Source organism: Pedobacter zeae (assembly GCF_014196715.1).
Lineage (GTDB): Bacteria > Bacteroidota > Bacteroidia > Sphingobacteriales > Sphingobacteriaceae > Pedobacter > Pedobacter zeae.
In genome coordinates, this window is the sequence record NZ_JACIEF010000001.1 from 1,061,853 (window position 1) to 1,075,921 (window position 14,069).

The following is a 14,069-nucleotide window of genomic DNA, read 5'->3' on the forward strand; positions in this document are numbered from 1 at the left end:
TTGTTCGTGAATTAAATAGGTTATGATAATTTATTCCAGTCGGCATGGAAAATGCCTTCTTTATCGATACGCTCAAAAGTGTGCGCACCGAAGAAATCCCTTTGTGCCTGGATCAGGTTGGAAGGCATTCTGCCAGTGGTAATGGTATCAAAATAGGTTAGGGTAGATGCAAATGCAGGGATACCTAAACCCGATGCAATAGCTGCACAGATGCTTTTACGTGTGCCAGCCAAAGTGCTTTTAATGATATTCTGGATACCGGCATCACCGAATAAATGCTCCAATGAATGGTTTTTATCATAGGCCTGGTAGATGTCTTCCAAAAATTTAGCCCTGATGATACAGCCACCACGCCAGATTTTGGCAATTTCCTGCAGTTGCAGATCATATTTATATTCTTTCGAGGCCTGAACCAATAAATGCATACCCTGCGCATAGGCACTGATCATCGAGAAGTAAAATGCATCTTCCAATTCATCAACAGTGATATCGATTTTCGTGTCTTTTTTACCGAAAGCTTCTTCTAAAGAAACCCTCAGGGCCTTAAATTTAGATAAATCGCGGTTGGAAACAGCTTCGTTAATGGTAGGCACCGGTAATTGAAGTTCCATCGAAACCTCTGAGGTCCATTTTCCGGTACCTTTTGAGCGCGCTTCGTCTTTAATCTGGTCTAACAGGTCATTTTGTGTTTCGGTGTCTTTAAACAGGAAAATTTCAGCAGTGATTTCCAATAAGAAAGATTGAAGCCTGCCTTCGTTCCATTTTTTGAAGATTTTATAAATCTCACTATTAGAATAGCCCAACCCGTTTTTAAGGATTCCATAAACTTCGGCAATGAGCTCCATAATGGCATATTCGATACCATTGTGCACCATTTTAACGAAGTGACCGGAAGCGCCCGGGCCAATGTAGGTAACGCAAGGATCGGTACCAACTTTTGCAGCTACCGCATCGAAAACATCTTTTACCACATTATAGGCCTGTTTATCACCGCCCGGCATCATACTCGGACCGAAACGTGCTCCTTCTTCGCCACCCGAAATACCCATGCCGAAGAAATGCAGTCCGTCTTTTTCCAGCTCATCCACGCGGCGGTTCGTATCGGTAAAATGGGAGTTACCGCTATCGATAATGATATCGCCTTTGCTTAAAAGCGGTTTTAATTCTGCAATAACACTATCTACAATTGGTCCGGCAGGTACCAGCAAAATCAGTGTACGGGGCGTTTGTAAACTTGCAATAAAGCTTTCTATATCATCAAACCCTTCTAAATTATGCTTTTTGCCTTCTTCTTCAAGTTTCGAGATCATTTTGCGGTCCTTGTCGTAACCGGTTACCGAGAAGCCTTTATCAGCCATGTTCAATAATAGGTTACGGCCCATAGTACCCAAACCGATCATTCCCAATTTATATTTTTTCGAATCGTTATTTGCCATTTTTTATTTTTTAGAATGCACCCAAAATTAGGGTTTACAAATTAATATTGCAGCTATTGTTGTTAAAAGATTGTAATAAAAGGTCAATTATTTTTGAGGTTCAACTGTAAAGATATTATACTTATCGGCCAGTTTCCAAAGCTTGGCACCGCCTTTAATTCCGTCCCTGTTGGTTACAATCCTGATATTGTCTTCGAGTTTAAAATCGATCTGTTTGGAATTACCGCCACCTATATATAAGGTATCGTAATTAAAAACCGTTTTATAGATTTCGATCACTTTTTTAAGTCTTTTGTTCCAGCGTTCCGGGCCTATTTTTTCGAAAGCCTTATTACCGATGTAATCATCGTAATCTTCTTCTTTATTGATCGGGAAGTGTGCCAGTTCGAGGTGGGGCAGCAGTTCGCCATCAAATAACAAAGCTGTACCAAACCCTGTGCCTACCGTAAAAACAATTTCGAACCCTTTACCATCAACTACACCCAAACCCTGCTGATCGGCATCGTTCACCAAACGTACCGGTTTGCCCAATTCATTGGCCACTCGCTGGGCGAGGTCTACATCGGTCCATTTGCTTTTGGCGAGGTTGGGAGCTGTTTTTACAATACCATTTTTTACGTAACCGGGAAACCCGATCGATACGCGGTTATAACTATCAGGAAAAGGCTTAATCAATTCTACGATACCCGTTACAATATCTTTTGGGGTAGCTTCTGCCGGGGTTTTGCTTTTTAAATATTCGGTAAGCATATTTCCGCTTTCATCCAAAAGAACTGTTTTTATACTGGTACCGCCAATATCGATCGATAATATGTTGTTGTTTTCAGCTTTTTTCTTTGTAGCCATAATTCTGTATTTATAAATCCGAAGTTCTGCAAATAAATTAAAACCACAAACATAAAATCGATAAGGAAGTAATTTATATGCAATAAAATTATCTATAAAATCTATGTATTTTGTAGAATATAATTATGTTTGTTCCGTTAACATAAAAAAGACCACAATTGTTATGACGGTAAATTACCTGGCATTTGCTATACCAGCATTTTTTATTTTTGTATATATAGAGTTTAAAATCGCCAAGCAGCAGAAAAAAGCGGAAATTTTTAAATACGAAAGTACGGTTGCAAATTTTAGTGTAGGTATTGCCGAAAGGTTATTGAACCTGTTTATAGCCGCAAGTTTTTACCAGTTATACCAATGGGTTTATACAAACTATGCCATTTTTAATATTTCTACCAAATGGTACGTATGGATCTTGCTCTTGCTCGCAACTGATTTTGTTTGGTACTGGTACCACAGGTTAGGGCATGAGATTAATTTTTTATGGGCAGCACATATTGTGCACCACCAGAGCGAAGAGTTTAATTTATCTGCAGCGGCACGGATTACCACCATACAGGCTATTTTCCGTAATGTTTTTTGGTGCGCCTTACCCTTAATAGGTTTTCATCCCAACATGATCATTACCATTCTATTGGCCCATGGTGCCTATTCATTTTTTACGCATACCCAATTGGGAGGCAAACTGGGCTGGCTGGAAAATATATTCATTACACCCTCTTTACATGGTGTTCACCATGCATCGGATGAGAAATATTTAGATAAAAACTACGGCGATGTATTTGTTTTTTGGGACAAATTGTTCGGTACTTTTCAAAAAGAAGAGGAAGCCCCAAAATATGGCCTAACACATCCCATTAAAAGTTATAGTTTCATCTGGCAGCATTTCCACTATTACCTGGAAATTGCTGAAGCTTACAGGCGCGCTGATGGATTTAAAGCGAAATGGAATGCTGTTTTTGGCAGTCCGGCTTTAATGGACCAGAATATCAGGCCTATCCTGGAAGAACGCTTTTACCAGAATAAAACCCAGCATGAAGCCAAACCGAAACCCAAATTCAAAATCTACTTAAATAGCCAGCTCATTCTTGTAGTGGCCGTGCTTACCGGAACCACTATGTTTTACGAATACTTAACGCTGGTGCATAAAGTGGCCATATCGATTTTTATTTTGGTGACACTAATCAATATCGGGGCATTGCTCGAACAACGGAAGTGGATTTATTACCTCGAATGTTTCAGGTTGATCCTCGTTTTCGGTTATATTTTCTATACTTTCAACCTGCTTGGATTTTTAATATTTCCTGTAGTTATCCTGATTGCGCTTGAGCGTACCTGTTCTTTACGTAAACTTTACATGAGGCATGTATTTGAGTATGTAAAGGCACATTAAGACTGTTTCTAACACTTTCGATTTTAACAGGCATATAAATGTTACATAATAATGTTTCGTTTTGTTGTGCAAGCTTTAGAGCATGGAGCTGTTTGTAATGAAATTATTACAGGTAGCTTGATCTTGAGGTTAACAACTGTTGTTTTAGTTAGTTTTAAGCTTTGTTTTGGTTAAAATCACCTATTTTCGATGCCCGGTATCATCACACAGGGCTAATCAATTTTTGCAAACATCAACTTTTTTGTCTTTTTAAACATTCAATTAAAAAATATTTTGTATTGCGATGTTTTATTGTTTTTTGTTTCGATTTGTTTTATTAATTTTAAATAACGAAATATATAGTAAGTAAAACCAAATAAATCGCAACTATTAAGCGCCGTATTACTAGGTTTAATATTTACCTAATATATTTTTAACATGAACAGATTTATTTTGCCCGCTGAACCGGACGAAATAAATCAAAGTTATGATGCCAATTGCTAACCGGATATATAAACCATTATGATTAAAAATTTTACTCAACAGATTTCGTGGTACCAATGCGTCCTGCATGTAAAAAAAAGTAAGCCTCATCCTCACCAGAAGAAAAGGTCTGTTTTTTTTCAACCCACACTAAAACGCTTTAGCATTTTTTTATTTGCCGCAGTTATTCAGTTAATTTTTATTAACGGGAGCTTTGCGCAAACCCCTGCTCAAAAGATCGTTGTTAAAGGAACGGTTTTAGACGACCAGGATGGCCAGATACTCGTTGGAACAACTATAACCGATAACAATAAAAAGTTTTTGGGCATAACCGACGAAAAGGGAAATTATTCCATCAGCATTACCAAAGGAACAACCGTTTCCTATACCATGATCGGGTATAAAACCCTTTCAAAAACTTTTAATAACAGTGAGAACGGTGCTGTTGTTAGGTTACAGTCTGCTATGGGGCAGCTCAATGATGTTGTAGTAACTGCTCTGGGTATAAAGCGTTCAGAACGAGCGCTCGGATACGCGATTACCACTTTAGATAGTTCGTCATTTACCAATGCAATGGCCACAAACTGGACAGATGCATTATCCGGAAAAGTTGCAGGGTTAAACTTGGTCCGCAACAGTGGTTTGGCTGCATCCAATAAAATCATTCTTCGTGGGGAAAACAACCTCACGGGTGATAACGAAGCCCTGATTGTTATTGATGGTGTGGTGGCCAGCAGCAGTGCCAAACGTACAGCCGGAACAGGTGGCGGTGTTTATGGTACATCAGGGGATATTTTACCCACCGATTTTGGAAGTGCCATTAACGACCTCAACTCAGAAGACATTGAAAATGTTACGGTATTAAAGGGACCGGCAGCATCTGCACTTTACGGACAAAGAGGTGCAAACGGTGCCATTGTCATTACCACCAAATCGGCAGGTAGCAAAAAGAAAAAGTTTAATATTACCTTTACTTCCAATACCACTTTCGAGCAGATTAACAGGGGGCCTGACATCCAACAGGAATACGGTGCAGGTGTTGGCGGTGCAAGCTATTATAGCTTTGGCACAAGTGCCGATGGTGCAGATAACCATGCAACCAGTTCTACCTACGGGCCAAGATTTGATGGAACCAGCATGTTTTTTCAATATGATCCAGCTACGCAAAAGGGGGGAACAACGCGTACACCGTGGGTAGCTTACCCAAATGCGCTTGATGCATTTTTCAAAACAGGAGTTGAAACAAGCAACTCGTTAACCCTGGATGGAAACGCCGGAAAAGTAGGTTTACGTTTTACTGCAAGCCACGGGGATAACGAATGGATTGTGCCCAATACCAATTTAGAACGCACTTCACTTTCTTTATCGGGCAACAGCAATATCACCAAAAAACTGAATATTGTTTTCAAGGCCAGTTATAACAACAGGCATAGCGACAATTTACCCGCCACAGGTTATGGGAACCAATCGCTAATGTATTGGTTCATGTTTGCCCATCCCAATATGAACCTCGATTGGTTTAAGAATTATTGGGTGGCCGGACAGGAGCAAAGAAAATTTCTTGATTTAACTTCCAGTTTTCCTGAAGGTCCTTACGCAATTTCGGAGCAATACCTGAACGGACAGCGGCGGAACGGTATTTTGGGAAATGTTCAGGCTACTTATAATTTTACCAAGAATTTAAGTTTGCTGGTACGTTCATCTATCGATTTTAACCATGATGTACGTGAAACCAAGCGCCCGTGGGATGCTGCGGGAGCAAAATTTGCACAGGGATCCTATCGTGTGCAGGATATCAATTCGTACGAAATCAACGCCGACTTTTTGTTAAGGTACAGTAAGGATCTTTCAAAAGATTTAAAACTTTCAGCAACTGTTGGGGGGAGCCAGTTAAGAAACAGGTATTATAAATCTGAGCTCCGTGCCGATGGTTTGATTATCCCGGCATACTACAGCCTGGATAACAATCAAAATCCGCTCATTTCTGTACCGGATACAGCCCGGTATAATATCAACAGTTTATACGGCACGGCGTCGCTATCCCTAAAAAACTATCTTTTTTTAGATTTAACCGGAAGGCAGGATTGGAACAGTACCCTGGCATCTCCGCTGCGTACGGATAATGTAGGCTTTTTCTATCCATCAGCAAGTTTATCCTTTATTGCCTCCGATTTTTGGGAAATGCCTTCGCAGATCAGTTATTTCAAATTACGCGGTTCTATTGCACAGGTTGGTAGCGGCGGAACAACCCCGTACCGTACGGCCTATAATTACACATTAGCGGCAAATGGGATTTATCCGGGTGAAGCCATGACAAATCCAACCATATTGCCAAATGTTAATTTGAAACCACTCTCAACCACCACGATCGAGGTAGGTGCAGAACTGAAGTTATTCAAGAGCAGGTTGAATTTCGACTTTGCCGCCTATACCGGAAACACCAAAAATCAGATATTAAGCCGTTCGATTGACAGGGCTTCAGGTTATTCAATAGCCATATTTAATGCCGGGCGTGTGGATAATAAAGGTCTGGAAATGTCAGTGAATGCTACACCTTTACAAACCGCATTATTCAAGTGGACGGTGAATGGTACTTTTTCGGCAAACAGAAATACCATTAAAGAACTTGCAGATAGTTCAGTAATCCTGCGTACAGGACCACTTGGAGGTACCCAGATTGTGGCAAACGTTGGCGGTAGCCTGGGCGATATTTACGGCTATGGATTGAAGCGTTCGCCTGACGGACAGGTTATTTTCGATAACACAGGAAAAGCCATTCCAGACCAGACACAGTTAAAATACCTTGGCAACACCATGCCTAAATTTCGGTTTAGTTTTGGTACAGGCGTAACTTATAAAGGTTTCGCTGCAAATGTATTATTTGATGCACAACTGGGGGCGGTTGCGCACTCCTTAACCTTTGCCAGAATGGCCGGGCTCGGTAAATTAAAATTAACCTTACCCGGAAGGTACGGCGGTTTAATAGGTGAGGGCGTGATGTTAAACCCTGATGGCGTTACTTATAGTCCTAATACTACAGTTGCAACTGATATTGGTGCATTTTACGAAGCGATGTACGGTTCTACCAATGCAGAGGGAAGTACCTTCAGAACAGACTATTTAAAATTCAGGGAAGCCAATATTAATTATACTTTCTCAAAAAGAGTGGTTTCAAGCTTAGGATTGAGCAGAATAACAATAGGCGTATTCGGACGTAACCTGTACACCTGGTCGCCATGGCCAGCCTTCGATCCGGAGTTTGGTACATTATCGGGTAGTGATATTGTACAGGGGTTTGAAGTGGGGCAATTGCCTTCGACCAGGACCTTTGGTGCACGTTTAGTAGTGGGTATAAACTAATAAGAAAATGAAAAAGATTAAATATAATACCAGTTATGCTTTCTTACTGTTTATGGCGACTTCATTTTTCGCCTGTAAGAAAGATTTCGATAAAATCAACACAGATCCGATAGGGGTGCCCGAGGTTTCTGCCGATAAGTTACTGGCACCAGCCTTAACCAATGTGCTGAGCGCCAACTTAATCCGAAACAGAACCATTAACAACGAGTTGATGCAGGTTACTGTTTCTACTTTGGATGAGGTATTGGAAGGCAGGATTTACCGTTACGACATCAGGAGACAATTATCAGACGCGATGTGGAATTCGTGGTATTCGGAATTAACAAATATAAAGGACATCAATACCATCGCCAGCAAACCCAATGCGGTTAACACTTCTTACCAGGCAATTTCAAGAATTGCAGAAGCCTGGACCATGCAATTGTTAACCGATACCTACGGCGATGTGCCTTATACAGAAGCTAACCAGGGTAAGTACGGTATACTGGAGCCGGCATTCGATAAGCAAAAAGATATTTATGCCTCATTGCTGAATAAATTAGAAGAAGCCAACACGCTACTCGCTGCTGGTCAATCCATCGTACCCAGTAGCGATCCGGTTTACAATGGCGATATCAGTAAATGGCGTAGATTTGGTAATTCTTTGTATTTGAGGTTGTTGTTGCGTATTTCGGGCAAGGCAGAAGCAAGTGCCCAGGCTATAGCTAAAATCAAGGAAATAGTTGACACCAATCCGGCTAAATATCCGATCATGACCGACAATACCCACACAGCCCGGATCCTCTGGAATGGTACCAATAGCAGTACGGCTGTTTACTCGTCGCCATTTATGGTTAGTGTTAGGCCGGCTGATTTCAGGGCATCAGCTATTGTCGATTTCTTCATGAATAACCTCACCAGCTGGGAAGATCCGAGGTTAATCCCTGCATATGGGAAAAATGGCGTGAACCGTTGGAGTATAGCTGCAGGACCTGCCGGATATGTTGGTGTGCCAAGTGCCTACCCGATAGGTAGCGGGGCGCCGGTTAAACAGGCATATTTTTATTCTGATGCCCAATCCGGTAATCCCACAACCCTGCAAACAGATGCTTTTACGGGGGTGATGATGAATGTGGCTGAGGTTGATTTTATTTTAGCCGAAGCGGCCGCCAGGGGCTGGATAAATGGCAGCGGCGAAAACTATTATTACAAAGGGGTAGCGGATGGGATCAATTACTGGATTCCAGCATTATATGCAAACGGTAATGATGCAGCCGTACGGAGTTATGCTTTAAAAGGTGATTTTAATTGGGACGATGCGTTACCGTTAGATAATAAAATTGCCGGGGCAAACAGCAAGCTAGAACTGATCCATCTACAAAAGTACTATGCCCTGTTTCTGGTAGATTTTCAACAATGGTTTGAATATAGAAGAACCGGACATCCATTACTCCCGAAAGGAGCAAATCTATTAAATGGCGGAAAAATGCCGGTGCGTTTATACTACCCTATACTCGCACAGTCAACAAATCCAACAAATTATAAAAATGTTTTGGTGGCACAGGGACCAGACGATGTGAATACACTGATGTGGTGGCAAAAACCTTAAATGTTATTGATGATGAAAAATAAATTAAAATATTTTCTTTTACTCGCAGTTGTTGTGGCTATTTACACAAGTTGCAAAAGGGAAGACGATTACCGTTACAAATTCTCGGAAGCCGGATTTATTTCCAATTTCGATTTAAGAAGGTATTATAAAGGATCTGATCTTTCCCTTAATCCTGGTGCCATTGGAGGTGCTATAAGTATCAGGGGAGTAGTGGTTTCTGATTTCAGATCGGGTAATTCGGTGCCTGGGTTGATCGCATTGCAGAATAGCCGTATTAACGGTTCTGCTGATTCGCTCAGGGGGATTTCGTTTAATGTAGGTGCGGCAGCTGCTGACTATATTCCCGGAGATTCACTTCATATTAAACTGGAAGGTGGCGTATTAAAAAAGGTGGATGGAATTCTACAGGTTACCGGGTTAACCAGTTCGGCTATTACGAAAGTGGCATCAGGAAGAACAATTAAATTGCAAGCGGCCAATACAAACACTATTCTGGCCAATCCGGACCGTTACGAAAGCACATTGGTAGCCATTAACAATGCTGTATACGATCCCGAACCTGCAAGTAACGTGGTGTACCTGGGCGATAAAATACTGAATGATGGTTTCGGCACCGCAACCTTGCGTACAAGTGCCAGTGCAACCTTTGCCAATACCCCTGTACAACCTTCCGGTAATTTTACTGGTGTTGTATATGTTACGGGAACGGGCACTTCCAAAAAGATCGAATACCGGATGCGAACAGTTGATGACTTTTTTTATGTTCCGATGCCTAAACTATCGGCTGCTATAATTTCAGGGTTTCTTGCCGACCCGAATTCAACTGATGGAAATTATGAATATATCCAGTTTTTAGCCACAAGAGATATAGATTTTGCAGCTACACCATTCTCTGTTTATACGAATAACAATGCGGGAGCTACTGCGTTTCCAAGCCAGGGCTGGAATACAGGTGCGCTTAGGACCTATAAGTTTAACCTAACCTCGGGATCGGTTAAAAAAGGACAGTTTTTCTATGTTGGTGGTGCCGGCCAAAGGATTAACGGATCTGCTTCAACAGTTGTGCCTGCGTCGAAATGGATATCGCCTGTCGATTATACAAAGGTTCCGGGGGCAAACGGTATAGGAGACGTGACCAGTAACCTATTGGCAAATAGTGGAAATGTTGCTGGTATTGCAATATTTGAAGGCACCAATATTACTCCAAACTCGGTGCCACTGGATGTGATCTTTTACGGTGGAGCCGGGGGAAGTTTTTATACTGCCGGGCCACCTGAATACGGGTTTAGAATTACCATTACCGACAAATTTGCCACCTATGCAGGAAAAGTTCCACAGGAATACTATGGAAAAGGAACCAATGATATTTCCAAACGTTTCGTCGGTTTTCCGACAGCCATAAGTTTTGCCAAGCTGGGCGGCGTTTATAAAGCTGCTAAAGGCGGGTGGGAATCGGTGCGGACAATGACAAGTGTTGCGTTAACCAATACATCAGCACTGAGCGATATCGAAACAGGTGGCGTTACCGCGTTGGTCGAAAAATAAATAACAGGGAAGGCCGGTTATCGCTGGCCTTCTTGTGTTTTATTCATTTATATCCCAATGATTTAATCAGGAAAAAGTATGAACAGAAGATCTTTTATACAAAAATCAACCATATTAACCACCACTTTATTTGTTAGCTTAAAATCGTTTCCATCATCGTTGTTTACTGTTGACGGATGGGTAAGCGGTACGGTAACCAGTAAAGGAAAAGCCGTTGCGGGGACGGTAATTTCTGATGGTTACAGCGTGGTACAGACCGATAAAAGCGGAAACTACCAGCTTAAATTGCACGAACTTGCGCGTTTTGTATGGATCAGCACGCCTTCGGGTTACGAATTTAAAACCGAAAGCAGTATTGCCCGTCACTATTACAAGCCCGATACCGCCGGTAAATTAAATTTCGACCTTAAGCCTTTAAAACAGGATGATAACAAGCATAACTTTATCATTTGGGCCGATCCACAGGTAAAGAACAAAAAAGATGTTCAGCAAATGATGGAAACCTCCGTACCGGATACCAGAGATGTGGTAAAAAGCATGGGTAAAACATTGGTGCACGGTATCAGTGTAGGTGACCTGGTCTGGGATAATTTTGATCTTTTTCCTGCCTACGACGAAGCCATCGCCAAAATAGGAATCCCGTTTTTTCAGGCATTGGGTAATCACGACCAGGATTACCGCCAAGGTGGCGACGATACTTCCGACCGTACTTTCCAGGCGCATTATGGTCCGACATATTACTCATTTAACAGGGGCAAAGCCCATTACGTGGTTCTGGACGATGTACGTTACCTAGGGGTTGAAAGAACTTATGATGGTTACATTACCCCAACCCAGTTAGAATGGCTGGCAAAAGATTTAGCACTAGTGCCCAAGGATGCACTGTTAATCATTTGCCTGCATATCCCGGTTCATAATAGTGTTAAAAATAAAGAAGATTTTTATGCCGTATTAAAAGACTTCAAAAACGTACACATTATGTCTGGCCATACGCATTTTAATAAAAACGTGGTTAAAAATGGTATCTATGAACATAACCACGGAACGGTTTGCGGGGGGTGGTGGACAGGCCCTATTTGTGAAGATGGTACACCCCGTGGTTATGGTGTTTACCAGGTAGATGGAACCAATTTAACCTGGTACTATAAATCAACCGGTAGAGATCGTAAAGAGCAGTTGGATATCTATGTAGATACCTTAACCAATCAAAAAAGATTGATTGCCAATGTCTGGAATTACGACCCGGCATGGAAGGTAGAATATTTTTTGGATGGTAAAGCAATGGGTGCACTGGCGCAGCAGGATGGATACGATCCTTTAGCTGTTAAATTATATAAAGGCGATAAATTACCAAATCCAAGGCCATTTGTCGAACCACGTTCAACCGATCACTTATTTATGGCACATTTTAGCCCGGATGTTAAAAAAGTTAAAGTAATAGCTACCGATCGTTTCGGAGAAAAATTTGAAGCGGAAACTGATGCTTAATGGGCCAAAGTATTGTGAGACGTTATCTCCAACAGCTATTAAAAATTAATATAGATTTAATTGACCGCGTTAAATGAAAACGCCAGATCTGTCTATCTTGGCGATGAACTAATAACCTTAGATGTGTATCAAATTCCATTGTAAAATCCCTTTTTTGGATATGAAACTTAAAAAAACAGCAATCTTTATTTTTTTATCGGCGTTTGTAATAAAATCGAATGCCCAGGAAGTTAAATTCCCCGCATTTAGTGCTGAAGCACACCGCGGCGGACGTGGTTTAATGCCTGAAAATACCATAGAAGCCATGTTAAATGCCATGAAAATTGATGGTATTACCACTTTGGAAATGGATACACACATCTCAAAGGATGGTAAAGTAGTGGTAACACATGACGATTACCTGAGTCCGGCTTTTATGCGAACACCCGACGGACAGGATATCCCCGCAACTGATGCCAAAAAATACCCCATTTTCGGCATGAATTACGATGAAATTAAAAAGTTTGATTTGGGCAGCAAATATTATGATCTCTTTCCTCAGCAGAAAAAAGTAAAAACGCACCTGCCTTTGCTTACCGATCTGATCGATGCGGTACAGCGTGATATCAAAACCCATAAACGTAAACAGTTTTTCTATAATATTGAAACCAAATGCAGCGAAAGCGGCGATGGTATCACTAATCCCAGGCCTGAAGAGTTTGTTAAGCTGTTAATGGAGGTAATCATCAGGAAAAAGGTTGCCGATTTTGTTGTGATCCAATCTTTCGATAAACGCACCATTCAATTGATTCATGAAAAATATCCGAAAATGAAAACTTCTTTTTTGGTGGCAAACAAAAAAACTTATGATGAAAATATAGCTGATTTAGGATATAAACCTTTTATTTTAAGTCCGGTTTGGCAAATGGTGAATGAAGATTTGGTAAAAAAGGCACACGCTGATGGTGTAAAGGTTATTCCCTGGACCGCCAATACACTGGCCGATATCCAAAAATTAAAAGCATTAAACGTAGACGGGATTATTTCAGACTATCCTGATATTTTGGTGCAGGCGAAATAATTACAATATGTTGGAGGGGATTTGGAATCCCATCTGAAATAAATAGCAGGCTTTTCAGGTTCGGAAACCTCAAAAGTCTTTCCGCGACCCTTCTCTTTGGGAACTTGCAATTTAACCCTTAATCTAAACCATTATGAAAGCACTCATCAATAAGTTACATATCGCTATTATAGCATTAATCCTAAGCCATACGGCAGCAGAAGCCCAGGTTGTAAAATGGGACAGCACTTACCGTCCGGGAAAATATGTTGAGCTGGTGGCAAAGTTTAAAGCCGATCCAAAATCGAAAAAAGATTTTGTTTTTCTTGGGAACAGTATCACGGCCGGAACAGATTGGGCGAAACTTTTAGAGCTTCCCCAAGCAAAAAACAGGGGCATTTCAGGCGACATTACCTTTGGGGTTTTAGAGCGGTTGCAGGATGTAATCGATGGTAAACCGGCCAAAATATTTATCCTGATCGGGATCAACGATATTTCGAGAAACATTCCGGACAGCGTTATCCTGGGTAATTATAAAACAATGATTTCACGCATCAGAAAAGGTTCGAAAAATACCCACATTTATTTCAATACCCTTTTGCCGGTAAATAGCGCTTTTGAGAAATTTAAAAAGCACTATGGTAAAGATGCGCATATCCTTTGGCTAAACAACGAAATCAGGAAATTTACGGCTAAAAACGTAACCATTATCGATCTGTATCCAAATTTTATTGACCAAAACAAACAATTAAGGGCCGAACTTACCAAAGATGGTTTGCATCTTTTGCCTGAGGGGTATCAGGTGTGGGCCGATTTTCTTAAGAAAAGTGGTTACCTGACCGAAAAATAAAATGTATGAGCACCTTAAGGTAGATTGAAAATCCAAAGTTAAACGGGGTTGATATTGTAATC

9 protein-coding genes are annotated in these 14,069 nt (G+C 41.1%); 7 read left to right on the plus strand and 2 right to left on the minus strand.

Going from position 1 to position 14,069, the window contains the following annotated elements; genetic code table 11:
- Positions 1-20: 20 nt before the first annotated feature.
- Positions 21-1,436, minus strand: coding sequence for an NADP-dependent phosphogluconate dehydrogenase (gnd, locus tag GGQ60_RS04445; RefSeq protein WP_183760253.1), 1,416 nt, complete (start codon positions 1,434-1,436; stop codon positions 21-23).
- Between the two features lie 87 nt (positions 1,437-1,523).
- Positions 1,524-2,282: an ROK family protein gene (locus GGQ60_RS04450; protein ID WP_183760255.1), complete on the minus strand. Its 759-nt coding sequence runs from the start codon at positions 2,280-2,282 to the stop codon at positions 1,524-1,526.
- 163 nt (positions 2,283-2,445) lie between these two features.
- Between GGQ60_RS04450 and GGQ60_RS04455 the strand changes: the two genes are divergently transcribed.
- The 7 genes from GGQ60_RS04455 to GGQ60_RS04485 all read left to right on the plus strand — a co-directional run bounded on the left by GGQ60_RS04455 (position 2,446) and on the right by GGQ60_RS04485 (position 14,007).
- Positions 2,446-3,672 (plus strand): sterol desaturase family protein, encoded by a 1,227-nt coding sequence (locus GGQ60_RS04455; RefSeq protein WP_183760257.1) that lies wholly within the window; start codon positions 2,446-2,448, stop codon positions 3,670-3,672.
- Between the two features lie 501 nt (positions 3,673-4,173).
- Positions 4,174-7,494 (plus strand): SusC/RagA family TonB-linked outer membrane protein, encoded by a 3,321-nt coding sequence (locus tag GGQ60_RS04460; protein ID WP_183760259.1) that lies wholly within the window; start codon positions 4,174-4,176, stop codon positions 7,492-7,494.
- A 7-nt stretch (positions 7,495-7,501) separates the two neighbouring features.
- Entirely contained in the window at positions 7,502-9,082 is a 1,581-nt protein-coding gene (locus GGQ60_RS04465; protein WP_183760261.1) for a SusD/RagB family nutrient-binding outer membrane lipoprotein, read from the plus strand.
- A 9-nt stretch (positions 9,083-9,091) separates the two neighbouring features.
- Positions 9,092-10,630: a DUF5689 domain-containing protein gene (locus tag GGQ60_RS04470; RefSeq protein WP_183760263.1), complete on the plus strand. Its 1,539-nt coding sequence runs from the start codon at positions 9,092-9,094 to the stop codon at positions 10,628-10,630.
- Between the two features lie 78 nt (positions 10,631-10,708).
- On the plus strand, positions 10,709-12,118 hold the full coding sequence (locus GGQ60_RS04475; protein WP_183760265.1) for a calcineurin-like phosphoesterase C-terminal domain-containing protein: 1,410 nt from the start codon (positions 10,709-10,711) through the stop codon (positions 12,116-12,118).
- A 160-nt stretch (positions 12,119-12,278) separates the two neighbouring features.
- On the plus strand, positions 12,279-13,178 hold the full coding sequence (locus GGQ60_RS04480) for a glycerophosphodiester phosphodiesterase family protein (RefSeq protein WP_183760267.1): 900 nt from the start codon (positions 12,279-12,281) through the stop codon (positions 13,176-13,178).
- Between the two features lie 133 nt (positions 13,179-13,311).
- A complete protein-coding gene (locus GGQ60_RS04485) occupies positions 13,312-14,007 on the plus strand; it encodes a GDSL-type esterase/lipase family protein (protein ID WP_183760269.1) in 696 nt (231 codons plus the stop codon).
- Positions 14,008-14,069: the final 62 nt, after the last annotated feature.

Coding starts and splice junctions, on each gene's coding strand:
- GGQ60_RS04485 (WP_183760269.1), top strand. CDS start 13,312: ATGAAAGCACTCATCAATAAGTTACATATCGCTATTATAGCATTAATC.
- GGQ60_RS04460 (WP_183760259.1), top strand. CDS start 4,174: ATGATTAAAAATTTTACTCAACAGATTTCGTGGTACCAATGCGTCCTG.
- GGQ60_RS04450 (WP_183760255.1), bottom strand. CDS start 2,282: ATGGCTACAAAGAAAAAAGCTGAAAACAACAACATATTATCGATCGAT.
- GGQ60_RS04465 (WP_183760261.1), top strand. CDS start 7,502: ATGAAAAAGATTAAATATAATACCAGTTATGCTTTCTTACTGTTTATG.
- GGQ60_RS04475 (WP_183760265.1), top strand. CDS start 10,709: ATGAACAGAAGATCTTTTATACAAAAATCAACCATATTAACCACCACT.
- GGQ60_RS04455 (WP_183760257.1), top strand. CDS start 2,446: ATGACGGTAAATTACCTGGCATTTGCTATACCAGCATTTTTTATTTTT.
- GGQ60_RS04470 (WP_183760263.1), top strand. CDS start 9,092: ATGATGAAAAATAAATTAAAATATTTTCTTTTACTCGCAGTTGTTGTG.
- GGQ60_RS04480 (WP_183760267.1), top strand. CDS start 12,279: ATGAAACTTAAAAAAACAGCAATCTTTATTTTTTTATCGGCGTTTGTA.
- gnd (WP_183760253.1), bottom strand. CDS start 1,436: ATGGCAAATAACGATTCGAAAAAATATAAATTGGGAATGATCGGTTTG.